The following is a 25,784-nucleotide window of genomic DNA, read 5'->3' as shown; positions in this document are numbered from 1 at the left end:
TCTCCTGATTATTCTTTATTCTCCAATGACAAAGCACTATCGCTAATCTCATCAATATTTGCAAAAAATTCTAAATGGTTATGAAGAACTTCCAATTCAACAGGAGTATCTCCACCATATTCGCCATCCAGATTTAACATGAATGGGGCTTTTTTGTCTAAAACTTCTAACTTTAACTTACTTGTTTTTAAATATTCTACATTCACATCTGTCACATGTTGACCACCATTGATTGCTTGAATCATCAACGCCAACATATCAAACAACCGAGCAGTTTTCACCAAAATCAAGGTAAAATTACCATCATCTAGCACTGTATCTGGCGCTAATTTTTCAAAACCACCGATTGAATTTGTCAAGGCAACAAAAATCAAAGAGACCTTACCTTCAAACACACCGTGGTCGTGCTCAATGTGTACCTTGCGTAATTTAGATTTTGGCAGCATTTCTGCTCCTTTTGCGACATAGGCAAGGTAGCCTAGACGTGACTTGACTTCACTTGGAACACTATAGGTCAATTCTGTCAAAGTTCCCGCTGCAGCAATGTTAATAAAATATTTTTTCCCATAAGCCTGACCAATATCCATTTTTATAGTTTGATTTTTTTCAATGATACGAGCTGCTGCCACCGGATCCCCCATTGGAATCTTGAGGGCGCGTGCATAATCATTGGTCGTACCAGTTGGAATAAACGCCAACTTTGGACGATTTTTCAACGGTGCTACCCCATTGACCACTTCATTGATTGTCCCATCGCCACCAGCTGCAACAATTAAATCAAATCCCGCTTTGGCTGCTCTCTCTGCTTCATTTTGAGCTGATAAAGGAGCTGGCGTCGTCTGATAAGCACTTGTTTCATAGCCTACATCTTCTAAAACGTCTAAAACTTCTGCGATATTTTTTTTAATAATTTCCTGACCAGAGGTCGGATTATAAATCAATCGTGCTCTTTTTCTAGCTGTTTCCATACAAACCTCTATAAACTCTCAAGCCAAGCTTCATCACGAATGGTTATGCCCAACTCTTGAGCTTTTGTTAATTTACTTCCTGCATCTGCTCCGGCAACGACTAGACTTGTTTTCTTAGATACCGAGCTCGTCACCTTTGCACCTAAACTTTCTAATTTCGCTTTTGCTTCTGAACGATTGAGACGTTCCAATTTTCCTGTTAAAACAACGGTCAATCCAGAAAGCGCTGCATCTGCTGCCACTTTTTCGCCAAGGTAGGTGAAATTTAATCCCGCTTCTTTTAATTCCGACAATAAAATATGAGTTCCTTCTTGTGCGAAATAGCTGGAAAGACTCTCAGAAATCACCATTCCTAGACTATCCAGCGCAGCAATTTCTTCTCTTTTTGCTTTTGCTAATTGCTCCAAATCATGAAAATGCTCCAACAAAATCTGACTGGCTTTACTTCCAACATGGCGAATGCCCAAGCCAAATAATAATTTCTCAGCAGAATTTTCCTTGGAAGCCTGAATAGCAGTATACAACTTATTAGCTGATTTTTCCTTAAAATTTTCCAATTGCAGCAAATCTTCGACAGTCAAGCGATAAATGCCAGCCACATCATTTACCAACTGCTGATCAAATAACTTTTCTACAACAGCAGGACCAAGACCAGTGATATTCATGGCATCGCGACTAGCAAAATGAATCAAGCCTTCTTTGATTTGTGCAGGACAACGTGGATTGATACAGCGCAAAGCAACCTCATCTTCAAAGTGAATCAACTCGCTGTTGCAACTTGGACAATTCTTTGGAATCTCCAATTTCTCTTTTGATTGGCGCTTGCTTTCAACCACTCGCAAAACAGCCGGAATAATGTCGCCCGCCTTATAAACGATAACTGTATCGTCTTTGCGAATATCTTTTTCAGCAATGTAATCTACATTGTGCAAAGTGGCTCGGCTGACCGTTGTCCCTGCTAATTGCACAGGCGTCAAGTTAGCGGTCGGCGTAACAACTCCAGTCCGCCCAACCGTCCAGTCAACTGATAAAAGCTGCGCTTCTTTTTCCTCGGCTGGAAATTTGTAAGCAATCGCCCATTTAGGTGCTTTTACGGTAAAACCAAGCTCTTCTTGTACCGCCAAATCATTTACCTTGATTACAACACCGTCAATATCATACGGTAACTGGTCGCGTTCTTGAGCGATTTGTCCAATAAACCGCCACACTTCATCCATCGAATGTGCCAAAATATGCCACTCATTCACACTGAATCCATTTTTAGATAACTGATTTAAAACAGCTTCTTGGCTCGTCGCACTTGTCGGACTGGCCTCTTGATAGAGAAAGGTTGCAAGATTTCGCTTGGCAACAATCGCCGTATCCAACTGACGCAATGTTCCTGCCGCTGCATTTCTCGGATTAGCAAATTCTGGTTCTCCGTTTTCCTGACGTAGCTGATTCACCGCATCAAAAGAGCTACGTGGCATATAACATTCACCACGGACAGTCATATCAACTTCGCTTGGCAACTTTAAAGGAATATCTTTCACTCTTTTCAGATTTTCTGTGATATTTTCACCAACAGAACCGTCTCCGCGAGTCGCTCCTGCAACTAAAATCCCCTTTTCATACATGAGAGAAACAGAGAGGCCGTCAATTTTTAGTTCACATAGATAGCTAACATCTGGAAAATCTTTCCGAATCCGTGCATCAAATACATCTAACTCTTCACGTGAAAAAGCATCCTGCAAACTATAGAGCGGATACTGGTGTTGGTATTTTTCAAAACCTTCTAAAACCTTACCTCCCACACGATGAGTTGGGCTATCAGGCTGAACGAACTCTGGATACTGCTTTTCTAAATCTAATAATTCATGATACAGCTTATCATATTCACTGTCCGATACGCTTGGATTATCAGTCGTATAATATTCATGAGCATACTGATTGAGCAACTTCACCAGTTCTAACATTCTGTCTTTCATATTTCTATTTTATCATAATTCATGTGTTTCTACAGCATTCTTACCTATATTCTTTACAAAAAATTAGACAAAAATGTAAAATAGCAGAAAAATAATCATCGTCACATCAAATATGATAAATTTCCAAAATTTAATTGATTAAAATACATAAAAGAAGTAAAATATACTATAAATAAAAAGCTAGGAGAATTGTTAGTATGAATATTACAATTGCAGGTGTCGGTGCCATGGGTAGCCGCTTTGCTCTGATGTTGCATCGAGCAGGGCATAAAGTGACTTTAGTAGATGGTTGGAAAGAACATGTCACAGCTATCCAAAAAGATGGCTTACAAGCTAACTTAAACGGCGAAGAAGTTGTTGCCAAGTTGCCCATCTATTTGCAAAGTGAAGTAGATCCAACCTTATCTAATGACTTAATTATTCTGTTTACAAAAGCCATGCAGCTAGAAGCGATGTTAGCAGATATTCAACCTTTGATACATGATAATACTGCTGTTCTCTGTCTATTAAATGGGATTGGTCACGAAGAAGTCATTGAAAAATATGTCCCAAGAAATCAAATTATGATTGGAAATACCATGTGGACTGCTGGTATGGAAGAACCTGAACGTGCAAAATTATTCGGAAACGGCTCAATCGCTTTGAAGAATTTAGTCGCAGATCCAAAAGCCGAACAAGCAGCTTATAAAGTCATTGAAACCTTGAATTCTGCCGGATTAAATGCGCAATACACAGAAAATATCTTATATGCCATTTATAAAAAAGCTTGTGTCAACGGAACGATGAATAGTCTGTGTACCCTTTTGCTTGCTAATATGGCAGACTTTGGAGACACTACTCCTGCACATAATATTGTTGTGAAAATTGTTAGCGAGTTTGCAGAAGTTGCAAAACACGAAAATGTAGACTTGAATGTCACAGAAACCGTGGACTACATTGAAAAGAATTGTTATAATCGCGATACAATTGGCTTACATTATCCGTCAATGTATCAAGATTTGAACGAGTACAATCGTTTGACAGAAATTGATTATATCAACGGAGCTATTGCACGAAAGGGACAACAATATGGTGTAGACACGCCATACTGTGCCCTTATAACCGAACTCGTCCATTGTAAAGAACAATTATTAGGTGCAAAATAAACTTAGCTAGAAAATTCATTGTTTTTACAAAAATCATAAAACGATATGGTCTTATATTTTTTAATTTCTAGATAAACAAAAATATGCCGAAGAATTTTTGGGCATATTTTTTATTGAATCTAATATTAACAAAAATTATTTTCCTAAATCAATCCGCTTATTTAGCTTGTCCATTAAAATTCCACCAATGATGAGTGAAGCAAACTCACCTACTGCTGTCGTAAACCAAGTCAAAAAGAACGGTGCTTTAGCGACAAGATACAATTCAGCTGCAATGGTAACCATAGAAAGTGAAAAGAAAATCGCAAAATAAAAGAAAGCTTTATTGATCAGTCCATTAAACAAGTATTCATGCATGTATTTTCTAAAGAAATACACACCTAAGATCAAAAAGACCAAAGTTGAGCCACCACCGACAAAGACATCGATGATTCCAAAACTAAATAAATTTGCAATCATACACCCCAACGTGACTCCGATGATGTACTTTGGTTTATAAAAAGCCATAAAGTTCATCATTTCAGAAATCCGAAATTGGTAGGCACCATAGCTAATAGCATTCAAGGGCGGTGTCATTGTTAGTGCGACATAAATCGCAGCAACAAGAGCAATCTGAGCCATATCACGAACAGTAATTTTTTCCATGTTTTCTCCTTTAGCGGCTAAACCGCGTGTAATATGCTTGACGAAAGGGAACTAAGCGCCAAGGGCTGTATTGACAAAACGAATACAGCCTTTCAAGTATAGCACATTTTTTGCAAATATGATAGACTAAATCTATGAAAAAATATGTTAAACACTTTTTTGACAACGAAATTTTATCTTATTTATTTTTTGGTGTTGCTACAACTGTTGTTGCAGTTCTTACACGTATGCTTTGTTATGCTTTCACGAGTAATGAATTGCTTTCTACAGCGATAGGTAATATTGCTGGAATTCTTTTTTCTTTTGCGACAAATGACACAATTGTTTTTAAGCAACAAAGAAGGGGCTGGGGCGCTCGTTTTGTCAAATTTGCTCTTGCGCGACTTTCCACTTTTCTGCTGGACATGGGGCTCACATTCATTTTTGTTACAACATTTCCTAGCATTATTGGTCAATTTGTCCACAATGATATCAAAGCGGTTAATACCATTGAAACTTTATTTGCTCAAATCGTTATTATTGTGCTCAATTATGTTTTTAGTAAAGTCTTTGTATTTAAAAATAAATCAACTAATTAAAAAGACAAACCTACCTCAAATGGTGGTTTCTCTGCAATCTAAAAGAGCTTTGAGGCTCTTTTTTCTTAAATATCTACACTTGGATTGTCAATTGTTAGATGAGTGATTTCTCCTTTGACTCCAAAATAATCTTCAACTAAACTTTGCAATTCCTGCATAGCTGCTTGCGCGCGTTTAGCTTGGTCTTCATTGATTGCTTCGATGACTAATACTGCATCCTTTGTGCCTTCAGTCAGCATTGTCCGTTGCGCTTCCCTCCAGTTAAAACAACGACAAACAGCTCCTTCATCATCATAATAAATAATTTCCTCTGGAAGAGCTGGTGCGTCTGTCTCTGCACCAAGTGGAAAGAAAGGTTCGCCTCCTTGCGCTTTTCCAAGATGCAAGCCTCCTTGAATCTTAGCAATATCTTCACCACCACAAGGAACAGCATAGGAAAGTGATACACTATTATAAATATCCACCAATGGATTGATTGGATTGAACTCACGACCTTGACTTACCCTTTTTAAAAGAGCTTCAATAGAAGAACGCGCACCTTTTTTAGTTTTAAACTTACTGAAAGCACCGCGCCATTCTTGAATCACGTCATTTTGCGTAAAGGTTTCATCTACGATAAAATCTTCTGCTCGCTTGCTTCCCTTGTCCAACAAAGATTTAAAATAAGGGTCTTTGCTTTCGTCAACGCTATTATCCAAGCCTTTAACAACCATAATGCTAATTTGTGCTTGAGGGAATAATTCCCAAAATTCGTTTTCAACTGTGACTTTCATTTTACACCTCTCAATAATTTCTTTTTTGACCTTTTTTAACCAATTCCCAATCATCAGTAATATTCTGTCGCACCTTTACTAACATGTCTTCTAACAATTGAGCGTCTTCTTTGGGAAATCCTGTCAAAGCCTGCTGCTCAGAATAAGTGTGCTCTGATAAGATAAACGGATAAAGTTTTTTTCCTGTATCTGTCGCAAAAAGCTCTTTATTTTTTAAATTTCCAGCTACACTTCTTCTTTCAATCAAACCTTTACTCTCTAATTTTTTGACGGAGCGAGCAACAGTTGAACGATCAACTTTCAGCAAATCTGAAAGCTCTTCTTGAATAATACCGGGATTTTCTACGATACGAACCAAATAAAGATACTGCCCTTTGGCCAAATCAACATGGCGAAATTCAATATTCGCCATTGAATCCAACGCTCGGGCGATGATACCAATCTCTCGCAAAATCGTCATATTGCCTCCTTGAGCAATATTATACCACATTTTATTGCAAATGCAATAAAATAACTGCAAAAAAGAAGTTTCATTTAAACTTCTCTTTATTTTTTATAAGTCTCGTTGTCAGTTGTTTGTGCCTCGTTTCAAATTCTTTTTCGTGACAACCTTGATAACTTGCATTTAAGATTGCCCCAATAATCATAATTTGGGCAATGAGGGTAAACCAAATCATGACGAAGACAACAAAAATGGAACTAAAAAATCGGACATCCATTAAGTGATTTACATAAGTGTCCAAATAAACGGAAAATAAATTTAACAATACCCCAATCGTAAAAACTACAAAAATCGTTCCTGGCAGAACATAGCGGATTTTCCTGATTTTTACATTGGGTAAAAAGTAATAAAGCATCAGTAAAGAAAGAAACAGCAAGGTGTAAATAGTCGGCTGGGTCATTCTTTGCAAACTGGCATATAGTTGATCATCAAACTCCCAAAAGCTATGAAGCAAGCGAAGCGACATTCTCCCAAACATTGTCAGTAAAAGAGACAAGGCAAAGAGAAATTGCAACCCCAAGCTAATGACTAAACTAAATAATCTATGTGATATCAGACCTCTATCTTTTGCAACACCATAAGCTTTATTAAATGCTTTTTGCAAAAATGACATTGATTGTGAAAATGCCCATAGAGCCGAAAGGATAGAAAAACTCAATAAGCCAGAAGAAGGCTGAGTTATCAAATTTCGGGTAACCTTTGCAACGACTTCATACAGCGATTCAGGCAGAACATCTTCCATTGCTTCCAAAAATTCTGCTATCGGAATTTGAAAATAAGGCAATATATTCACAACAATCAATAACAACGGAAAAATCGAAATCAGCAAATAATATGCCACCGCAATGCTTGTTAAATCAATCTCTGATGCTTGATAAAATTTAAAAAAGGATTGTAAAAACGGATTCTGTCCAATCTTAGAAACAAACTTTTTCATCTCGTCTCCTACTAGAATACTGAGCAAAAAGCCCCTTTCTATTCTTATTTTTAATAAGTTCCTTCTTCTCCTTGGCTAGTTAAGATAACAGGTCCATTTTTGGTAATCACAAATTGATGTTCGTATTGACAAGAAAGTCCACCGTCCAGCGTTTTATGAGCCCACCCCGTCTCAAAATCTGTGTCAATCTCCCAAGTACCTGTTGAAATCATCGGCTCAATTGTCAAGACCATGCCTTCACGAAGACGTAATCCGCGTCCAGCACGTCCGTAATGAGGCACCATTGGCTCTTCGTGCATAGTTGGTCCAACACCATGTCCTACTAAGTCACGAACAACACCATAACCATGACTTTCCGCATATTCTTGAATCGCTGCACCAATGTCACCAATCCTATTGCCAACTTGAGCAGCTTCAATTCCACGATAAAGGCATTCTTTTGTAACCTCCATCAATTGTTGTACTTCTTCACTCACTTGACCAACTGCATAAGCCCAGCAAGAATCCGCCACACCTCCACGGAAATTTTCCGTATAGTATTTCATTTGTTCCACATTATTGAAATCGAGTTTAGAAACATCTAACTCAGCTTTATCAACCAAGCCAACAACCATATCGACTTTAATTAAGTCGCCCTCAACCAATTTTTGGTGGCGTGGAAAAGCATGTGCCACTTCGTCATTCAATGAGCAGCAAGTGGCATAAGGGTAGTCCATGATGCTCCCTTCTACACCAATTTGAAGCGGAAGAGCATTATCTTCCTTACAACGTCTGCGGACGTATTCTTCAATTTCCCACATGTCAATACCTGGCTTAATCAAATCCCTTAAACCAATATGAATACTGGCGAGAAATGCACCGCTTTTTTCCATTAAATCAATTTCACGTTGTGATTTTAAAGTTATCATTCTTTCTCCTTAATATCTGAGGTATTAATTTATTTTTACTGTAATTGTTACTTTTGCAACCAGTTGAAGTTTGAGGTAAATATCGTAATCCAAAATAGCAGAGTGCCTTGTTTGTCGGACAATTCTTGGTCGAAGTGTCAAACTTTCATCAATCTGAACAGCTTGCAAGAAATAAATTGTCATTTGCTCAATGACAATATTCTTCTTGCCAGAGGTCACATACTGATGCGTTGCTGTCGTTAAAATTTCTGTCAAAATACCATTAGATAAGACACCGTTATTTTCTAACATAAAGGGTTCTACAACAAAAGTAAATTCATCATTAATGTGACGCAGTTTTTGAGAGACTTGATCGCTGAAAGTGGGCAGGCTGGAGACTTGGTCGCGACTCATTTTTTCCATGACATCACGACGCGTAATGACTCCAAGAAGAGTTTGATTGCTCCGAATGACTGGTACCATTTCAAAGTCTTCTGTAATCATACGCTGGCTAACATTGGCAATACTGGTGTTTAAAGTGACGGCATAGATATTTTTTGTCATGACTTTATCTAAAATCGTGTGAGGAGACTTGTCACCAGTATCACGCATGGTCACCACGCCAACTACCATATGGTGCTGATTAACGACAGGAAAACGACTGTTGCGATTTTTCCGGACCAAATCCATAAAATCACGAACGGTATCAGTATCTTTCAAGAATCCATATTCATGACTCCCCCGATACACTTGCTCCACTGTTAAAATATCTGTTTTAATCTGCATATTAGACAATGCACGATTGATGATTGTCGCAACTGTAAAGGTATCATGTTGTGATCTTAGAACAGGAATGCTTAAGCGATTCGCTAATTTTAAAACATCAGGACTCACTTCTAAGCCACCTGTCACTAAAACAGCATTTTCATGCTTCAAAGCCAATAACTGAATACGGGTGCGGTCTCCAATAATCAAGAGACCTCCTTCCGTTAAGTAACGCAAAAGATTCTTCTCGGTCATTGCCCCGATTGAGAATTTACTGAATTCCTTTTCAAGTCCGTCTTGACCAGCTAAGACTTCTGATCTCGTAATTTCAGCAATTTCTTTAAATGTTAAGTGCTCCAGCTCTACTTTGGGAGATTTTACGCGAATCGTGCCGCTACGAGGACGTGTTTCTACCAATCCACGATTTTCAGCTTCTTTAATCGCACGATAAGCAGTCCCCTCGCTTACTCCTAAATAATTGGAAATACTGCGTACACTAACACGCTTTCCTACTGGTAATTCTTCCAAATAAGCGATAATTTCTTGATGTTTACTCATGAAAGTCTCCTTTTTCATAGCAAAACTCTAAATAATCCCGCATTTTACGTGTATAACGGTCGCTCCCCTTGAACTGCCGCCTACAAGAAAATCCTGTCTTCTCGGCAACTATTTGGCTGGCTTTGTTTTCCAGATGAGTTATAATATAAAGTCGCTTCAAATCAAACTGTGTAAATGCCAAATAAACAATATTTTTGACGCACTCAGTCATCAGACCATGTCCCCAATAATCATGCCGAAGAAAATAACCAAGCTCTGCTTCGCCCTTGATTTCGTCTATCTTTTCAAATTTGATAGATCCGATCATTTTCTCAGAAGCTTTATCACAAATCGCCCAAATTCCAAGAGGATGTTTCATAAAATAATTAGCCAATACATGTTGGCTTTCTTGTAAATTAGCCTGCACAGGAAAAATGAAGCGTAGATTTTCAGGATTGGAGGCAATTTTATAAAAATCTTCACTATCCATAAAGGAAAATGGACGTAATACTAAATGTTCTGTTTCTATAAAGGCGAATTCCGCCAATTTTGTCCACAAATTCATATCTTACCTCTAAAGATAAGACCCAGTTGGTACGCCAACTGGGCTATTTCACCTCATCATGTCAACGCTGTTTCGAATCTATTCTTCGACAAGTTGAATGTCTGCTCCTAAACTCGTCAACTTTTCAATAATATTTGAATAACCTCGTAAAATAAATTCTACATTTGTAATTTCGGTTTTTCCATGAGCTAGCAAGCCTGCAATTACAAGTGCTGCTCCTGCCCGCAAATCAGTTGCTTTGACCGCTGCACCTTGCAATTGATTAGGGCCTTCATAAGCAATATGATTGGCACTCGTTGAAATCTTTCCTGCCATTTTTACTAACTCAGGGACATGATTTACTCGCTTTTCATAAATCGTATCAATAATTAAGCCACGTCCTTTAGCAGTTAACAAAAGTGGCGTAATAGGCTGTTGCAAGTCTGTAGCAAAGCCTGGATAAGGAGCCGTCTTAATATTAATTGCTTTCAAATCATGTTGCTTTTCGACATACACACTATCTTCAGAAACGGTCATGCGAACTCCCATTTCTTCTAATTTCGCAATAAAGCCTTCTAAGTGTTCATAAAGGACATTGTTGATTTGCACACCTTCACCAATTGCAGCAGCCATTGAGATATAAGTTCCTGCTTCAATTCGATCTGGAATGACTTGATGACGAGTACCATGAAGTTTGTTAACACCTTCAATGACAATAATATCCGTACCAGCTCCTCGAATGTGTGCTCCCATATTATTCAAAAGTGTCGCTACATCAATGATTTCAGGCTCACGAGCTGCATTTTCAATAACGGTGCGCCCTTTTGCTTTTACTGCCGCAAGCATGGTGTTAATGGTCGCCCCAACACTAACTGTATCCATATAAATACTAGCTCCGTGAAGCCGCTTGCCTCTTGTCGAAAGGTTCATGGAATTCCCCTCGTAAGCCATGGTAGCTCCCATGGCTTCAAATGCTTTCAAATGCAAATCAATAGGGCGCGGACCTAAATCACAGCCACCAGGCAAACCAACTGTTGCTTCGCCATAGCGACCCAGCAAGCTACCATAAAAGTAATAAGAAGCACGCAAACTATTGATTTTACCATAAGGCATGGGCATATTTTTTATCCCGCGAGGATCAATTTTCAGCGTATCGTCTTGACGCTCAACGGTTGCTCCCATAGCTTCCATGATGTCAATCAAACTGACAACATCGGAAATATCTGGCACACAATCCAATGTCACGATTTCATCAGATAAAATTGTCGCCGGAATTAAAGCGACTACACTATTTTTGGCACCACTAATAGTCACCTCTCCCTTTAAGGGGCGACCACCATTAATTACAATTTTTTTCATTTTTAGCTCTTTCAAGGAATTTATAATCAAATATACTGCACTTTATTATAACACAGTTTCTGTGAAAATCCTATCCTTTTAAAGAAATCTCTTTTAACTTGTCATTCTTGTTATATAACGATTACAGAACTATTTTACTTTTGTGTCATTCTAAAAAGGGAGCGGGACAAAAATCAATTTTGTCCCGCTCCTCAAAATGATAACTAGATCCGACAATCTAGGGAACTGCTGGAGTTTGCAGATAACACTAATATAATCGGCACAAATAAATACGTTTTAAGTCAGATTGCAACTGCGGCTGATTGTAAAATGCCACATAAAAAATTTATAAACAAGAGACTTGTATCCTAACTTCTTCTTTATTTTGCAACAACTGCTTTTAAAGCATCTACTTTATCAAGTTTTTCCCACGGCAGGTCAATATCCGTACGTCCCATGTGCCCATAGGCAGCAGTCTGACGGTAAATTGGTCGTTTCAAATCAAGCATTTGAATAATACCCGCTGGACGAAGATCAAAAATTTGTCGAACTGCTTCTTGAAGCTTGCTTTCTGAAACTGCACCTGTACCAAAAGTATCAATGCGGACTGATACTGGATGTGCAACTCCGATAGCATAGGCTAGCTGAACTTCTACTTTCTTAGCTAATCCTGCTGCAACAATATTTTTAGCAATATAACGCGCTGCATAAGAAGCAGAGCGATCGACTTTTGTGGCATCTTTTCCTGAGAAAGCCCCACCTCCATGGCGTGCATAACCGCCGTATGTATCAACGATAATCTTACGTCCAGTTAAACCAGAATCTCCTTGAGGTCCGCCAATAACAAAGCGGCCGGTTGGATTGATGAAAAACTTACTTTTTTCATCCAAATACTCTGCTGGAACTACTTCTTTAATGACCTTTTCAATCACATCTTGATGAATCTGCTCATTGCTTACTTCTGGGTCATGTTGTGTAGAAATAACGACAGCATCCACGCGCACTGGTTGGTCATTTTCATCGTATTCAACCGTTACTTGAGATTTTGCATCCGGACGAAGATAGGAAATTTCTCCAGACTTGCGAAGCTCTGCTAAACGACGGACTAATTTGTGACTGAGAGAAATAGGCAACGGCATTAGTTCAGGTGTTTCATCTACAGCAAAACCAAACATCAGCCCCTGATCACCGGCACCAATCAAATCAAGCGGATCTTGTTCAGCATTTCCACGAATTTCAAGGGCTTCATTCACCCCTTGAGCGATATCTGGTGATTGCTCAACAAGCGACGGATGCACCCCCACCGTTTCTGCTGAAAAACCATATTCAGCTTTTGTATAACCAATCTCTGCAATTGTATCGCGAACTATGCGGTTAATATCCACATAAGCATTTGTGGATATTTCCCCAAAAACATGGACAGAGCCTGTATAGACAGCTGTCTCAGCAGCCACATGAGCTTCTGGATCCTGCTCCAAGATAGCATCTAAAATAGCATCTGAAATTTGATCTGCAATCTTATCTGGATGTCCTTCAGATACAGATTCAGACGTGAAAAGTTTACGTTCTGACATATTCATGTCCCCCTTTTAATGAAATATTCCCTCCTAAAAATTCTATTATTGCTAGGAAGTTACTTGAAAATCTGTAAACAGACTTACGTTAAAAAGTTACAAAGCACTAGTCTCTATGGTTAATATTTAACCTTTGACTACCTTTTCGGGACTATTTAACTTCTCTATTGTATCATTTTTTATCCTAATAAACAGAAAATATTCTAAAAATTATAAGAAATTTAAAATACAATAAAGTTGAAAAACACTTCCAACCTTATGCTTGTTATGATGATTTGCCTCCATAAACAATTTGTCCATCACAAATCGTATAGTGAACAACACCTTTTAATTTTTCACCGATAAATGGTGAATTAGCTGCTTTTGAGGCAAAATCTTCTGTTATCATGCGTTCAGCATTTGTATCGAAAATCGTGAGATCTGCTGGTCCATTCTCAGCAAGGTAGCCCGCTTCAAAATTATAGAGTTGCGCTGGGTTAATTGTCATTTTTTCCAGCAACTGCATGAGTGTCAAATGACCTGCTTCCACCAAATAAGTCAAACCAAGCGAAAGTGACGTTTCTAGACCTGTCATACCAGACGGTGCTTTGGTGATGTCTTTTGCATTCTTTTCATCAGAGTGATGAGGTGCATGGTCTGTCGCAATGACTGAAATAACTCCAGACTTAAGCCCTTCAATGACAGCTAAACGATCTGATTCCAAACGAAGTGGCGGGTTCATTTTAGCATTGCTACCTTTTAACAACAATAGCTCTTCTGTCTTAGAAAAATGCTGGGGCGCTGCTTCTGCTGTTACGTGAGTGCCCAATCGCTGAGCGAATTCCACGACTTTCACACTTTCTGCTTTTGATAAATGCTGGATATGAATATGAGTATTGGTTGCATGAGCAATCATCACGTCACGCGCAATCATACTATATTCAGCGACCCCAGTCGCACCACAAAATCCAAAATGTTCTTTGGCAATCTGCTCATTAAACCCAAGGATACCATTGAGTTCTGGGTCCTCTTCGTGAAGGCAGATAAATGTACCATTTTTGTCAGCTTCTTCCAAAGCTTCGCGTACTATTTTTGTACTTTTTAATGGAATCCCGTCATCTGAAAAACCAATAGCTCCCGCTGCTAAAAGCGCTTTGAAATCTGTCAAATGCTGTCCATCAAAATTCTTTGTAATAGTTGCAACAGACTTAATATGAATATTTTCACGATTGGCAGATGCTAATACTTCCTTTAGTGTCTCTACTGTTGAAATCGTTGGAGTGGTATTTGCCATCATCACAACCGTTGTAAATCCACCCGCTACCGCTGCTAAAGCACCTGTATGAATATCTTCTTTATGCGTCTGACCAGGTTCACGAAAATGAACATGAATATCAATCAGCCCTGGCGCCACCACCAATCCAGTCGCATCAATCACCTGAGCGTTTTCTGCTTTCAAATCCTGACCAATTTTAAGAATTTTTTTATCCTTAACCAAAACATCGCAAATCTGATCTAAACCAGACTTAGGGTTCATGACACGACCATTTTTAATTAACAACATGTACTTTTCTCCTTATTCTCCATAATAATCAACATGACTCTCCACCAACTTCTCTCCTTTGTAAGAAAATTTAGCCGAGAAGAATGGTTTATCTTCTAAAATCCAAGATAGAAACGTATGATCTCCCTCCCAAGTCGGTTTGGACAAAATTTCTTCATAGGAAACCCATTCCAAAGTACCTTCATCGCAGTCAATCAAGTCTCCCTCAAATTCTGTCACTTTAAATACGTACGTGTACCAGTCATTATCAGGTGTAAAATCTGGAAACGTGATAATACCTTTTAATACGGGCTTATTGACTCGCAAACCCGTTTCTTCCAAGATTTCTCGCACCGCACATTCCTGCGGTGTTTCACCTTTCTCTAATTTTCCGCCAACACCAATCCATTTGCCAGCATGAACATCATTAGGCTTTTTATTTCGATGCAACAACAGAAATTCTTTTCCATTGTCCACATAGCAAATTGTTGCTAATTTAACCATTTTTCTCCTTTCAACAGCTAAAATATATCAAACCACTTATAACAACCAATTTATCGGTTCCATTCCTTGAGATGTCAGAAAGGTATTTGTTTTAGAAAATGGTTTGCTTCCAAAAAAACCTCGATGAGCTGAAAGAGGACTCGGATGAGGAGATTCTAAAATGAGATGTTTAGGATTGGTGATCAAGGCTTTTTTCTTGCGTGCATAAGAGCCCCAGAGAATAAAAACAACAGGTGTATCTTTTTCATTGACAACCTTAATCACAGCATCCGTAAACGGTTCCCAGATTTGACCGGCATGTCCATTTGCTTGCCCAGCAGGAACGGTCAAACTGGCGTTCAGCAGTAGCACTCCTTGAAGTGCCCAAGATGTCAAATCGTGAGATTCTTTCATTCCAACGTCATCTGCCAATTCTTTCAAAATATTTTGAAGAGAAGGCGGTGCTGGAATATCATCTGGTACTGAAAAGCTCAGCCCCTGCGCTTGCTGCGGACCATGATAAGGATCCTGTCCCAGAATCACCACTTTTACATCTGCCAAATCTGTTGTTTGAATCGCATTAAAAACTTTTTCACGCGGTGGATAGATTGTGCCTGATGAATAAACTTGATTTAAAAAATAATTGATTTTACTAAAATAGCCGTCAGGCAATTGTTGCTTAATAAAACTATGCCAAGCTGAGTGTTCCATTGTTTCTCCTCTTTCATACTCGATTACTTTTCTTCCTCAGGATAGGTCATTCCCCATTCTTTTCGCAAATCCGTCATCATTTTCATGACATCACGGCTGTAATCCAAATGAATCTCATTTTTGTCGCCAGCTACTGCCGCTTCCATATCAAGAACCTCATACATTAAAGCTTCGCTCGTCTTTCCAGCTTCAATGACTTCTTGATGCCCATCTTCAGTATAAGTAATGACCGCCTTTTGCCCTCTAGGATATTCATACATTTCAATGTAGCCCTTATCATAAGCAATTGTTCCACGCTTGGGCTGTTTAGCATGGAGGCTCAAGGTCAAAGTCGCCATTTCTCCTTCGGCATTCGTCAGAAGAATCCCTGCTTGCTCATCGACACCCGTTGGTGCAAATTTCACTTGCGAAAGGACTTGATGAGGGCTAGATGTCATAAACCACCGAACAAATGACAAGGCATACACACCAATATCTAACAGTGCACCGCCTGCAAGATGACGATTAAAGAAACGATTGGTCATATCATATTCTTTGTAACTGCCAAAGTTCATTTGAATCATTTTTAAATCACCCAATTGACCACTGGAAATGATGTTGTTCAATTGTCGATAGATTGGCATATGGTAAATCGTCATCGCTTCTGCCAAAACGACATGTTCTTGCTCGGCTAATAAAACTGCTTCTTCCAATTCTTCTGAATTTAACGTAATGGACTTCTCACATAAAACGTGTTTCCCGTTCTTTAATGCTTTTCGCAAAAAATCAATATGCGTATTATGTGGTGTGGAAATATAGATAATATCCACATTTTCGTCCTTAAATACGTCATCAATCTGATCATAAACTTTTTCAATACCATATTTTTGTGCAAACTCCAAGCCTTTTTGATGTGTTCGATTAGCAACAGAATAGAGCTTCCCGCCTAACTGCTGCAAGGCCTGTGCCAATTCATTAGCAATCACACCCGTACCTAAAGTTGCCCAATTATAGCGTATCTTATTTTCCATAGTCCTTCTCCTAGCTACATGATTACTTTTATCATACCAAATTTTCCTTCATTTAGCCGACTTTTTATGTAGAGACATCCCTTTTGACAAAATCCTATGAAATCAAACTATGCTTTTCTATCTAAACAATCGAATAAAATCAAGGATTACAATTATTCAGAATATTCCTTTATGTTATAATAAATTGAGAAGGGAGCAATTTTATGTGGTCTTGGTTTATTGTATTTTTACTTTTGGTTATTGCTTTATTTTACTTTTCAAATATCATAATAAAGACTATTATCGGATTTGGATTATTTATTTTTGCGATTGCTATCCTTTGCCTTATTATTGATTATCACAACGATCCAAATAAAGAATAAAAATTGGCTTAAATAGGTCATTTTTCTAATGGGGTAAATGAGATATAAGATTGGCTTATTCAGGAATAAATTCCTAAAAATGATATTAAAAAAATCGTCATTTCTAAAAACACCCCAATGCATTATTGGAGCATTTCTAGTTTAGTTATCTTCAGAGATAGCTGAGTCCAACTCTTTCTCATCTGATTGAACAACTTGTTCTGGAGTTTCAGTGGTAATCACAGATTCTTGTTGAGGTTGAGTTGGTGTTGTTGCAGGTTCAACTGCTTATTCTTGTGGTTGAGTAAATTGTTGTGTTTGAACAGGTTGTTGCTGAGATTGTGCTTGTTGTGTCGTAAGTTGTCCTTGGTAAACCATAGGTTGTACTTTAGTTGGCTTACAAAGTAGGACAATTAGAGCGATAGAACATGGTAACATAGCTAAAGCACCCAAGATATTTAAAAATGGAACCCACATCAAAAACGCAGGAGCTACATATAAAAAGATGAATGCCCAATGATAGCCAGCATCACGCAAATGATGCACAATAATCGCCAAATTTGGGACTAAAGTTGCTATCCCAAAAATACTCAATAAAATGATGATAAAAAATACGAAACCTAAACTACTTATAAAAATACTTAAATCAAATCCTCCTTCATAATCATAATAAGTCGCTTGTTGTACAACATTGAAGATTGCAACCAAAATTGACCCAAAAGCCATAATACCAAATGGAAGTGTAATCAAAACATTGTACAAAACAGACCACCAATAGTCAGATCTAGTTGATTTTCCTTCAAAATCAGCATAGTGAGTCCAAAACTTTTTATAAGCTGTAAACATCATAAATCTCCTAACATTTTAATTTCTAATAGAAATATCATACTTTTCCTAATAAATCAACGGAAATTAATTTTTAGAGAACAATTACTTGACCATCTCTAATCGCCAGTTTGTCCACCCTGAAAATTTAACTGCCCCTTGTTCATCTGTCCGATAGACTTTAGCAGGCAATTGTGCAAATCGCTCTATTGTATCTTGACTAGGTTGCTTAGATTGATTATTTTTCTCAACAGAAATGAGCGCAACCGTTGGTTCTATTTGTTGCAAAAATTTTGAACTTGATGAGTCCTTGGCTTCATGCTGTCCGACTTTCAAAACATCTGTTTTCAACTTTGGATAATGCTGCATTAACTTTGCTTCGCCCTCTTCTTTCAAGTCGCTTGCAAATAAAAATCTTGTACGGAAAAACTGACCATATAAAACGATCGAATGGTCGTTCTTGCTAACACCCGAAAGAACTTGCAAATGATGATCAAAAATAGGAAGTTTGTCGCCTTGTTTTACAACATGAATGAATGTGTTTAGTTTCCTTAATTTCTCTAGAAAATCTGCATTGCTTAGACTACTTCTGGAAATATAAATTTTTTTTATTGCAAACTTTTTAGCAACTCCTAATACATCTCCTGCATAATCTGGATTAGGATTTGTTAAGACTAAAGTATCAATCGTATCTACACCACGACTTTTTAGATAAGGAATCAAAGTTTTTTCTGCATTTGAGCTAATTGCTCGTTTTTGCCAAGCTTCTTTTGTTCTAATTTCCTCACGTCCGCCAACATCAATCAATACATTTTTTCCTTTCCAGTCTCTCAGAAAAATACTATCTCCTTGCCCGACATCCACCATTGTGATCTCGTTTTGCAAAGGAAATTTATTTATGAAAAAGAGTAATGAAAGAAACAGACTAAGAAATATTACCCATTTTTTATTTTTTCTAACATCATACAAAATAGCCAGTACAAGCAGCATAACAATCAGCAAAAGCGGACTGGGCTGCCCAAAAACGATTGGTTTACCAAAGACACTTGCTATCCAACGAATACTATTTTCTAAACCTTCAAATAGAAAATTGACTTGAGTCAACTTTATCAAAGGCGAAAAAAGAAAAATTAACGTCAAGCCTGGCAACATCATTGCATCAAAAATCAGTGAAAAAACAAATGTCAACAAAATAGACCAAGGTTGAAATTCGCCAAAGTAAAAGATTAGAATCGGTAAAATACCAAGTGAAATAACGCTACTCTCTACAACAACTTTTCGCCAAGAAGCCAGACCTTCAAAATCTATCACACTAATGACAAAAGCATAGACACAGGAGAGAACTCCTCCTGCCGACAAAAGAAAGGACGGCATAATCAAGGACAATATCATCATCGTTAAAGCAAAATTATCTAACTTAGTGATACCATGTTGCGATAATAATTTCTGAACTAAGCTCCGTACAACGGATACTGAAAATCCAGTCATTCCCGCATAAAAGAAAGAAAATGGATATTGGCATTTACGAACCATTTCTTGTGTGAACCCCAGCCTTAACAGTAACTTGCGAAATCCCTCCATAAAAAAGCCAACTTGCATGCCAGACAGCGCAAATAAATGAATAATTCCCAAGCTAGAATAAAGATTGCTCATTTCGTCAAAGTCTGTATCCAAGGCGCCAAATAAGAGCCCCGTCATATAATTACTCATCGGATTTGGAAAATGGTTCTTGATAAATACCAGTGCCTTTCTTCGCCAGCTAGAGAGCCACTCCAAAGGGTGCAAGCTGATTCTATCTTGGCTCGATAAAATGGTATCTACTTTTAAAATTCGATAAATCCCTTGCGTTTTTAAATAAGATTGGTAATCAAAACCAGCAAAATTACGCTTCTTCTCAGGAATTTCAAAATCTCCTTCAACGGTCAACGCAACCAAACTAGAGAGATTTTGAAAAGCCAACTGCTCTTCCTTTGATTTCAATTTGTGGTAAACTTGATAAGTCTGCCTATTAGCTTTACCACGAAAAGAAAGCGAATCTCCATTTACCTTAATCGTGTCAGGTAGAACTGCCACTTGTTTTATGGGAGAAGGTTCTGCTTTTGTTTGCTGCTCTGCTATTTCCCTACGAATAAAGAAAAAACTAGCAAAACAAGAGAGGATCATGAAGGTCATGAAACATTCTTTCGGTGAATAAAAGCGAAAAAGACGAATTACCAGAAAGATAAAACCCAACCAGCCTAACCAGCTACTTGGATAGATTGCAAAATATAACCAGACAAGTAAGAAAGCAATGTAAATCGGCTTAATCGGAAATTTTTTAATCCACTGTGACATATTCTTTCAATTTTTCTAGTGTTTTAGCGCCTACTCCTGATACATTTTTCAAGTCATCAACGGAATTAAATTTCCCGTTTGCCTCACGATAATCTAAAATATCTTGCGCACGTTTTTGACCAATACCAGAAATGGTCTGCAGCTCAGATAAATCAGCTGTATTTAGATTGACCTTATTTCCTTTTTGCGATGCGACTTCACTAGTTCCTGACGTTGAAGATTGTCCTGTATTACTTGAAACACTCGCCGCATTCTCACCCATAGTTGCCACATAAACAACAGCTTCATCCGTTAGTTTCTGCGCCAAATTGATAGACTTGCTGTCAGCGTCTGTCGTTAAACCACCTGCTTTTTGAATCGCATCATTGATACGGCTAGTCTTTTTCAGTTGATAAATACCTGGATTTTTGACTGCACCCTTGACATCTACGGTTAAAAATTCTGATTCTTCACTTGAACTCGTTTGAGGCTCTGCTTTTTCTTTCTGTGAGTTTTTCTTCGTTCCAGTTGAAATTTCTTCTGATTCTGCCCCCGAACTCGTAACTGTTTCCTGTGCGAGCTCTGCTACATTTGATTGTCTACTAGATTGAACATTTATCATAAAAAATCCTGCTATTATCAAACCAATCAAACTTAAACCAATCAAAATTTTATACTCTTTCATCTTTTCAATGATTGTCTCTAACATCTTTCCTCCTAAGTTGAATGAAAATTTGCTTTATCTATTTATTCGTAAAACAAATAAAAAAGCTGAAAAAAATTTCTCAGCTTTTGCCATGTTAGAAAAGGGTTTTTGATAAAGATTGACCAATCAACTACCTCGAACTACTAAAAAATCGGAAACAACTTCCGATTTTGACATCTTGTATATTATCTCACATTATAAGCCTTCATTGTCCGAGCAATGTCTCTATTTTGCTCACGAAGTTTAATGGATTCACGCTTGTCATAGTCGTGTTTCCCTTTAGCCAATCCTAAAAGTAACTTGGCATAACCGTCCTTAAGATAAACTTTGAGGGGAACCAAAGTCATTCCAGTTCCTTTGGTTTCCTGCTCTAATTTCTGGATTTGCTTTTTATGCAATAGCAATTTTCTCCTACGTTCGGGATCTTGATTCCAAATATTTCCTTCTTCATAAGGAGCTATATGGACATTACTGAGCCAGACTTCTCCATTTTTGATTTGAGCAAAGCCGTCTTTTAGGTTAATTCGTGCAGTGCGTACGCTTTTAATTTCAGTTCCAGTTAAAACCATGCCCGCTTCAATCGTATCAACAATCGTATAGTCGTGACGCGCTTTCTTATTTTGAGCGACGACCTTTCCTTCTCCCTTTGCCATTCTTGCTTCCTTTCTTAGCCATTTCTTTATAAAACGGTTTCTTACTCTTATTTTTCTTTGATTTCTTATCCTTAGAAATGATTCCTTTTGAAGATTTGCTCTTTCGCTCTCCGTCACCGCGATAAGACTGTTGACGTCCGTCTTGCTTGAACTTGGAGTGTTTTTTCTTTTCAATTACATCATATTCACTAGGTAGGTATTCAAAGTCAATCTCTCCCGTAGCCTTATCAGCCCGAACTAGCTTAATGTGAATCTGTTGACCGACACGGAAAACAACACCTGACTTTTCACCCTGTAAAGTTAGATTGCGTTCATTGTAGTGGAAAAATTCTGGCAGGTTGGTTACATGAATCAAACCTTCAACTGTGTTTGTAAGTTCAACAAAAAGACCGAATTTAACAACGCTTGACACAATACCATCAAATTCTTCTCCCACAAATTCTTCCATAAACTCAGCCTTTTTCATAGCTTCTACTTCTCGCTCTGCTTCAATAGCTCGCCGTTCCCTGCTGGAAGACTGACTGGCAATATCTGGAATGACTTGTTCAAAATGCTCTGCTATTTCTTTAGAATGCCCATAATCGCGCACCATACGGTGAACCAAAAGGTCTGGATAACGGCGAATCGGACTAGTAAAGTGAGTATAAAACTCGGCTGCCAAACCATAATGACCGCGGTTGTGCTCTGAGTAACGAGCCTGCTGCATGGAGCGCAAAAGCATCATAGACAGCACTTCCTCATAAGGCTGACTGTGGACTGCTTTCATAATATCCTGAAGGGCAGATTGGCTCATAGAATTAGCAGTTCCGTAAACCCGAACGCCAAAAGTAGAAGCATAGTCAATAAACTTCTGTACTTTTTCAGCCTTAGGTTCTTCGTGGATTCGATAAATAAAGGGCAGGTTTAACGTAGCAAAATGCTCCGCCACTGTTTCATTGGCGACTAGCATAAAGGACTCAATCATACGCTCCGCAAGTCCACGCTGGCGCAAAACAATATCTACTGGACGCCCGGTCTTATTGACCAAAATTTTAGCTTCTTTCGTATCAAAATTAAGAGCTCCACGTTTGTATCGCATCCGATCAAGAATTGTATGAAGTTCCACCATTACTTCAACACTCGGTAAAATCGCTTTAAAAGCTGCTCGTTTTTCCTCATCTCCTGCAATCATGTCATTCACATCGCTATAGGTCATACGAAAAGTAGTTTTAATGATTGTTTGAGTAATAGTATGCTTGATAACTTGACCTTTTTGGTCAATCTCCATGATAGCCGATTGCGTCAGCCGATCTACATTAGGATTAAGCGAGCAGATGCCATTGGACAGGCGCTCAGGTAGCATCGGTATTACACGGTCAGTCACATAAACCGATGTCGCTCGGTTGAGGGCTTCCTTGTCCAACTCAGATCCTTCTTTGACATAGTAAGAAACATCTGCAATGTGAACTCCTAGTTCAAAATGCCCGTTTTCCAGCTTCTTGATATGAACTGCATCATCCAAATCTTTCGCATCCGCCCCGTCAATGGTAAAGGTAATTTCATTACGCAGATCTAAACGTCCTTCAAAATCTTTTTCAGACAGCGCCTCTGGAATCGCTGATGCTTCCTTCAAAACTCTTTCTGGAAACTCAGACACAATATCCATGGACTCCAAAACTTCCAGAACATCAATTCCTGGATCATCCTTATGACCGACCACATCTAAAACATTAGCTACAAAAAAGTCATGCTTTTTAGTTGGATATTTATCAATCTCTACTTTTAAAATCTCTGTTCCATCCAAAATCAAAGCAGGCTTCTTAATATAAATAGGTTGACTGATTTTCTGATTTTTTGACCGAATATAGCCAGCATACTTAGGCTTCTCTTCGTCTAAGATAAGCTGACCCACTGCTGTTTTCAAGCTGTGTTCCAAAACATCAATAACCTTGGCTTCAGCAGATGTTCCCTTGCTGCGATCTGCAACCTTAGTGATTGCAACTTCTACCGTATCACCATCAATCGCATAGTTGACATCATTGCGACCAATAAAAAGATCATCCTCTTCTTCATTTAAGGTAACAAAACCAAAGCCATTTTTATGGGCGTGAAAGATTCCTTTCAAGGTAAGCATTTGCTTTTCTTTGCGAAGCTGGATTTTCCCTGCATCGCTAAAGGCCAGCTGACGTTTTCGCTCCATTTCAGAAATCGTTTTGACTAGGTTTCTAAAGTCTTTCGCCTTTTCTTTCCCTAATCCCTGCGCCAGTTCATCCATACTAGCTTCTTTTTTTTCTCTTAAATAGCTTAAAATTTCTTCTTTCATTCTTTCCTTTTTTCTTATGTTTTCTAAACTTTAAGTCGCCTTTACTCATCTACTACAGAAAAAATAGGCAAAGACAAAGTCAGAGCCCATTTTATTTACTAGATAAGATTGTCAGCATTAATGCAATCAACAACCAAAAGAAAACCATCACTCCCGTCAAACGCTGCATAACTGCTTCAAATCCTCTGGCTTTTGGTCGTTCAAACAAATCACCCGCACTTGCGTCAAATACATTACTTGATTGATTTTTGGTTGGTTGCATAAAAATTGCAATTAAAATAAATACTGATAAAATCAATAAAATGGTTAATAATAAATTATACATATCAAACTCCTTAAAATCTCATCTATTCTACCATAAAATTTATTTTGATTCAAGATGTAAGGTCACTTTTCTTTCTTTGGGACAGTATTTTAATACCTCAACCTTTTCTGGATGTGTTTTCATATTTTTACTCGTTAAATAATTCTGACTGCCGCAAGAAGAACACTTTAAATTAATTTTTACTCGCACTGATTTCCTTTGCTCCTAAATATTTTCTAAAACTAAACAATAAAAAGAAGAAGTTCAATAAAGCTAAACCTGCTGTGCTATAGAAAACCCAATGATAGCCAAAATGAACAGAAATAGCTGACCCCATTAACGGTCCAATAACGCCACCAATATAAAAGAAGGTTTGATTGTAACTGAAAATCCGTGAAATACCTTCTTGGGGAGTAATTTTATTGAGCAGAGAGCTAACTCCAGGCAAAAGCGCACCCGTCCCCAGACCAAACAGAAAACGATAAATTCCCAATTCAAGTGGCGTACCAGCCCTCGCACAGAAAATATAAATTACAAAACTATACAAAAGAGCCAGCAGAAGCAAACGGTGATTTCCCATTTTATCTCCTAATTTTCCCAGCCAACTAGATGAAAATATGCTTGAAATGCCCATTGCTGAAACGATTGCACCAGATACCAATAACAAATTTTCTTTTTGTCCTAAAGAGCGGATATAAAGTGTCAAAATAGGGGAAATGGACTGTCCAATCATCTGAATCACCATGCTAGTAATGAACAAACCAAAAAGGATTGATTTTTGAGGAATTCGCTGAAATAGTTGCTTGGTCGAAACTTCTTTTCCTTTAGAGACAGGATGAAAATCTTCTTTTATCCCAAAAATGGTCCACAAAGTAACAACAAACAAGAAAAATCCAACCAAAAGGAAAACATTTCTCATTCCCAAACTTTGAGCTACCATTCCTCCTAAGAGTGGTCCCATCAGAGTCCCCGCTACGACACCTGTTGACAATGTTCCCAAGGCATATCCAGAATGTTTTTTGGGTGATTGGCTGGCAATCAAAGCCGTGCTATTCGGTACATAACCAGAAAACACTCCATTTAACAGTCTCAATACAATGAGCCAAAATACATTCGGTACAAAAGCCAAGCCTCCCATCGTAAAGGTCATTGCAAAAGCTGCCCGAATCATCATTGGTTTGCGACCGTACCTATCAGCTAAACTTCCCCAGACAGGCGACAAAAGTGCGGCTGTCAAAGCTGTACTCGAAACCGCCAAGCCTGAATAAAATTCAACCATAGAGCCTCTGGCGCCTAATTCTTCCACGTACAAAGACATAAAGGGAACAACTAGTGACAGGCTAGCACCTATAAAAAAGTTCCCCAGCCAAGCAATCCATAAATTCCGTTTCCAATTCACTTGATTCTTAATAAAATCATCTTCTTTCCAACTTGTTTATAACACAGAATAATAA

Annotated in this window: 25 protein-coding genes and 1 riboswitch; of the genes, 2 read left to right on the top strand and 23 right to left on the bottom strand. The window is 38.2% G+C overall.

Features of this window, described 5'->3' with window-relative positions; translation table 11 throughout:
• Positions 1 to 8 precede the first annotated feature (8 nt).
• Both HMPREF2876_RS06215 and ligA read right to left on the bottom strand, forming a co-directional pair.
• Positions 9 to 968, bottom strand: a complete 960-nt coding sequence (locus HMPREF2876_RS06215; RefSeq protein WP_024051581.1) for a diacylglycerol kinase family lipid kinase — start codon at positions 966 to 968, stop codon at positions 9 to 11.
• Positions 969 to 976: 8 nt separating this feature from the next.
• On the bottom strand, positions 977 to 2,935 hold the full coding sequence (gene ligA / locus HMPREF2876_RS06210) for an NAD-dependent DNA ligase LigA (protein ID WP_024051582.1): 1,959 nt from the start codon (positions 2,933 to 2,935) through the stop codon (positions 977 to 979).
• Between the two features lie 197 nt (positions 2,936 to 3,132).
• On the opposite strand from ligA, the gene HMPREF2876_RS06205 reads away from it, so the two are divergent.
• Entirely contained in the window at positions 3,133 to 4,080 is a 948-nt protein-coding gene (locus HMPREF2876_RS06205; RefSeq protein ID WP_024051583.1) for a 2-dehydropantoate 2-reductase, read from the top strand.
• Between the two features lie 135 nt (positions 4,081 to 4,215).
• On the opposite strand, the gene HMPREF2876_RS06200 is transcribed toward HMPREF2876_RS06205, so the two are convergent.
• Positions 4,216 to 4,725 (bottom strand): QueT transporter family protein, encoded by a 510-nt coding sequence (locus tag HMPREF2876_RS06200; RefSeq protein ID WP_024051584.1) that lies wholly within the window; start codon positions 4,723 to 4,725, stop codon positions 4,216 to 4,218.
• Positions 4,723 to 4,831, bottom strand: a riboswitch (PreQ1 riboswitch). Its footprint overlaps the gene before it by 3 nt.
• Positions 4,832 to 4,859: 28 nt before the next feature.
• Here HMPREF2876_RS06200 and HMPREF2876_RS06195 point away from each other — a divergent pair.
• Positions 4,860 to 5,303 (top strand): GtrA family protein, encoded by a 444-nt coding sequence (locus HMPREF2876_RS06195; protein ID WP_024051585.1) that lies wholly within the window; start codon positions 4,860 to 4,862, stop codon positions 5,301 to 5,303.
• 65 nt (positions 5,304 to 5,368) lie between these two features.
• Here the strand turns inward: HMPREF2876_RS06195 and HMPREF2876_RS06190 are convergent, their stop codons facing one another.
• The 20 genes from HMPREF2876_RS06190 to HMPREF2876_RS06100 all read right to left on the bottom strand — a co-directional run bounded on the left by HMPREF2876_RS06190 (position 5,369) and on the right by HMPREF2876_RS06100 (position 25,729).
• On the bottom strand, positions 5,369 to 6,076 hold the full coding sequence (locus HMPREF2876_RS06190) for a B3/B4 domain-containing protein (RefSeq protein WP_024051586.1): 708 nt from the start codon (positions 6,074 to 6,076) through the stop codon (positions 5,369 to 5,371).
• 10 nt (positions 6,077 to 6,086) lie between these two features.
• Positions 6,087 to 6,536 carry a MarR family winged helix-turn-helix transcriptional regulator gene (locus tag HMPREF2876_RS06185; protein WP_024051587.1) on the bottom strand — a complete coding sequence of 150 codons (450 nt, stop codon included), beginning with the start codon at positions 6,534 to 6,536 and terminating at the stop codon, positions 6,087 to 6,089.
• 70 nt (positions 6,537 to 6,606) lie between these two features.
• On the bottom strand, positions 6,607 to 7,515 hold the full coding sequence (locus HMPREF2876_RS06180; RefSeq protein WP_024051588.1) for a YihY/virulence factor BrkB family protein: 909 nt from the start codon (positions 7,513 to 7,515) through the stop codon (positions 6,607 to 6,609).
• 50 nt (positions 7,516 to 7,565) lie between these two features.
• Entirely contained in the window at positions 7,566 to 8,423 is an 858-nt protein-coding gene (locus HMPREF2876_RS06175; RefSeq protein ID WP_024051589.1) for a methionyl aminopeptidase, read from the bottom strand.
• 24 nt (positions 8,424 to 8,447) lie between these two features.
• The gene (gene spxR, locus HMPREF2876_RS06170) at positions 8,448 to 9,725 is read right to left on the bottom strand and encodes a CBS-HotDog domain-containing transcription factor SpxR (RefSeq protein ID WP_070241666.1); all 1,278 of its coding nucleotides are present in this window, start codon (positions 9,723 to 9,725) and stop codon (positions 8,448 to 8,450) included.
• A complete protein-coding gene (locus HMPREF2876_RS06165; protein ID WP_024051591.1) occupies positions 9,718 to 10,269 on the bottom strand; it encodes a GNAT family N-acetyltransferase in 552 nt (183 codons plus the stop codon). The genes spxR and HMPREF2876_RS06165 overlap by 8 nt, the downstream gene beginning before the upstream one ends.
• 78 nt (positions 10,270 to 10,347) lie before the next feature.
• Positions 10,348 to 11,607, bottom strand: coding sequence for a UDP-N-acetylglucosamine 1-carboxyvinyltransferase (locus HMPREF2876_RS06160; RefSeq protein ID WP_024051592.1), 1,260 nt, complete (start codon positions 11,605 to 11,607; stop codon positions 10,348 to 10,350).
• Positions 11,608 to 11,966: 359 nt separating this feature from the next.
• Complete coding sequence (gene metK / locus HMPREF2876_RS06155; RefSeq protein ID WP_024051593.1) at positions 11,967 to 13,160, bottom strand: methionine adenosyltransferase; 1,194 nt, start codon at positions 13,158 to 13,160, stop codon at positions 11,967 to 11,969.
• Positions 13,161 to 13,425: 265 nt separating this feature from the next.
• A complete protein-coding gene (locus HMPREF2876_RS06150) occupies positions 13,426 to 14,703 on the bottom strand; it encodes a dihydroorotase (RefSeq protein WP_024051594.1) in 1,278 nt (425 codons plus the stop codon).
• A 12-nt stretch (positions 14,704 to 14,715) separates the two neighbouring features.
• The gene (locus HMPREF2876_RS06145; protein WP_024051595.1) at positions 14,716 to 15,186 is read right to left on the bottom strand and encodes an NUDIX hydrolase; all 471 of its coding nucleotides are present in this window, start codon (positions 15,184 to 15,186) and stop codon (positions 14,716 to 14,718) included.
• A 36-nt stretch (positions 15,187 to 15,222) separates the two neighbouring features.
• A complete protein-coding gene (locus HMPREF2876_RS06140) occupies positions 15,223 to 15,876 on the bottom strand; it encodes a uracil-DNA glycosylase (RefSeq protein ID WP_024051596.1) in 654 nt (217 codons plus the stop codon).
• Between the two features lie 23 nt (positions 15,877 to 15,899).
• The gene (locus tag HMPREF2876_RS06135; protein WP_024051597.1) at positions 15,900 to 16,886 is read right to left on the bottom strand and encodes a Gfo/Idh/MocA family protein; all 987 of its coding nucleotides are present in this window, start codon (positions 16,884 to 16,886) and stop codon (positions 15,900 to 15,902) included.
• Between the two features lie 629 nt (positions 16,887 to 17,515).
• Positions 17,516 to 18,076 carry a DUF805 domain-containing protein gene (locus HMPREF2876_RS06130; RefSeq protein ID WP_224783657.1) on the bottom strand — a complete coding sequence of 187 codons (561 nt, stop codon included), beginning with the start codon at positions 18,074 to 18,076 and terminating at the stop codon, positions 17,516 to 17,518.
• A gap of 81 nt (positions 18,077 to 18,157) precedes the next feature.
• Positions 18,158 to 20,386, bottom strand: coding sequence for a DNA internalization-related competence protein ComEC/Rec2 (locus HMPREF2876_RS06125; RefSeq protein WP_024051600.1), 2,229 nt, complete (start codon positions 20,384 to 20,386; stop codon positions 18,158 to 18,160).
• Positions 20,370 to 21,074, bottom strand: a complete 705-nt coding sequence (locus HMPREF2876_RS06120) for a helix-hairpin-helix domain-containing protein (RefSeq protein WP_024051601.1) — start codon at positions 21,072 to 21,074, stop codon at positions 20,370 to 20,372. Before HMPREF2876_RS06120 ends, HMPREF2876_RS06125 begins: the two co-directional genes overlap by 17 nt.
• A 182-nt stretch (positions 21,075 to 21,256) precedes the next feature.
• Entirely contained in the window at positions 21,257 to 21,724 is a 468-nt protein-coding gene (gene smpB / locus HMPREF2876_RS06115; RefSeq protein ID WP_024051602.1) for an SsrA-binding protein SmpB, read from the bottom strand.
• Complete coding sequence (rnr, locus tag HMPREF2876_RS06110; RefSeq protein ID WP_024051603.1) at positions 21,687 to 24,026, bottom strand: ribonuclease R; 2,340 nt, start codon at positions 24,024 to 24,026, stop codon at positions 21,687 to 21,689. The genes smpB and rnr overlap by 38 nt, the downstream gene beginning before the upstream one ends.
• A 91-nt stretch (positions 24,027 to 24,117) precedes the next feature.
• A complete protein-coding gene (gene secG, locus HMPREF2876_RS06105; protein ID WP_003024744.1) occupies positions 24,118 to 24,351 on the bottom strand; it encodes a preprotein translocase subunit SecG in 234 nt (77 codons plus the stop codon).
• A 39-nt stretch (positions 24,352 to 24,390) separates the two neighbouring features.
• Complete coding sequence (gene rpmG, locus HMPREF2876_RS10220) at positions 24,391 to 24,540, bottom strand: 50S ribosomal protein L33 (RefSeq protein WP_003024746.1); 150 nt, start codon at positions 24,538 to 24,540, stop codon at positions 24,391 to 24,393.
• Complete coding sequence (locus HMPREF2876_RS06100) at positions 24,524 to 25,729, bottom strand: multidrug efflux MFS transporter (protein WP_180363719.1); 1,206 nt, start codon at positions 25,727 to 25,729, stop codon at positions 24,524 to 24,526. Before HMPREF2876_RS06100 ends, rpmG begins: the two co-directional genes overlap by 17 nt.
• Positions 25,730 to 25,784 lie beyond the last annotated feature (55 nt).

Source organism: Streptococcus sp. HMSC073A12 (genome assembly GCF_001812815.1).
Taxonomy (GTDB): domain Bacteria; phylum Bacillota; class Bacilli; order Lactobacillales; family Streptococcaceae; genus Streptococcus; species Streptococcus vaginalis.
The sequence above is the reverse complement of the archived record's forward strand: the minus strand, read 5'-3'. Positions and strand labels throughout refer to the sequence as shown.

Coding starts and splice junctions, on each gene's coding strand:
- HMPREF2876_RS06215 (WP_024051581.1), bottom strand. CDS start 968: ATGGAAACAGCTAGAAAAAGAGCACGATTGATTTATAATCCGACCTCT.
- ligA (WP_024051582.1), bottom strand. CDS start 2,935: ATGAAAGACAGAATGTTAGAACTGGTGAAGTTGCTCAATCAGTATGCT.
- HMPREF2876_RS06205 (WP_024051583.1), top strand. CDS start 3,133: ATGAATATTACAATTGCAGGTGTCGGTGCCATGGGTAGCCGCTTTGCT.
- HMPREF2876_RS06200 (WP_024051584.1), bottom strand. CDS start 4,725: ATGGAAAAAATTACTGTTCGTGATATGGCTCAGATTGCTCTTGTTGCT.
- HMPREF2876_RS06195 (WP_024051585.1), top strand. CDS start 4,860: ATGAAAAAATATGTTAAACACTTTTTTGACAACGAAATTTTATCTTAT.
- HMPREF2876_RS06190 (WP_024051586.1), bottom strand. CDS start 6,076: ATGAAAGTCACAGTTGAAAACGAATTTTGGGAATTATTCCCTCAAGCA.
- HMPREF2876_RS06185 (WP_024051587.1), bottom strand. CDS start 6,536: ATGACGATTTTGCGAGAGATTGGTATCATCGCCCGAGCGTTGGATTCA.
- HMPREF2876_RS06180 (WP_024051588.1), bottom strand. CDS start 7,515: ATGAAAAAGTTTGTTTCTAAGATTGGACAGAATCCGTTTTTACAATCC.
- HMPREF2876_RS06175 (WP_024051589.1), bottom strand. CDS start 8,423: ATGATAACTTTAAAATCACAACGTGAAATTGATTTAATGGAAAAAAGC.
- spxR (WP_070241666.1), bottom strand. CDS start 9,725: ATGAGTAAACATCAAGAAATTATCGCTTATTTGGAAGAATTACCAGTA.
- HMPREF2876_RS06165 (WP_024051591.1), bottom strand. CDS start 10,269: ATGAATTTGTGGACAAAATTGGCGGAATTCGCCTTTATAGAAACAGAA.
- HMPREF2876_RS06160 (WP_024051592.1), bottom strand. CDS start 11,607: ATGAAAAAAATTGTAATTAATGGTGGTCGCCCCTTAAAGGGAGAGGTG.
- metK (WP_024051593.1), bottom strand. CDS start 13,160: ATGTCAGAACGTAAACTTTTCACGTCTGAATCTGTATCTGAAGGACAT.
- HMPREF2876_RS06150 (WP_024051594.1), bottom strand. CDS start 14,703: ATGTTGTTAATTAAAAATGGTCGTGTCATGAACCCTAAGTCTGGTTTA.
- HMPREF2876_RS06145 (WP_024051595.1), bottom strand. CDS start 15,186: ATGGTTAAATTAGCAACAATTTGCTATGTGGACAATGGAAAAGAATTT.
- HMPREF2876_RS06140 (WP_024051596.1), bottom strand. CDS start 15,876: ATGGAACACTCAGCTTGGCATAGTTTTATTAAGCAACAATTGCCTGAC.
- HMPREF2876_RS06135 (WP_024051597.1), bottom strand. CDS start 16,886: ATGGAAAATAAGATACGCTATAATTGGGCAACTTTAGGTACGGGTGTG.
- HMPREF2876_RS06130 (WP_224783657.1), bottom strand. CDS start 18,076: ATGATGTTTACAGCTTATAAAAAGTTTTGGACTCACTATGCTGATTTT.
- HMPREF2876_RS06125 (WP_024051600.1), bottom strand. CDS start 20,386: ATGTCACAGTGGATTAAAAAATTTCCGATTAAGCCGATTTACATTGCT.
- HMPREF2876_RS06120 (WP_024051601.1), bottom strand. CDS start 21,074: ATGTTAGAGACAATCATTGAAAAGATGAAAGAGTATAAAATTTTGATT.
- smpB (WP_024051602.1), bottom strand. CDS start 21,724: ATGGCAAAGGGAGAAGGAAAGGTCGTCGCTCAAAATAAGAAAGCGCGT.
- rnr (WP_024051603.1), bottom strand. CDS start 24,026: ATGAAAGAAGAAATTTTAAGCTATTTAAGAGAAAAAAAAGAAGCTAGT.
- secG (WP_003024744.1), bottom strand. CDS start 24,351: ATGTATAATTTATTATTAACCATTTTATTGATTTTATCAGTATTTATT.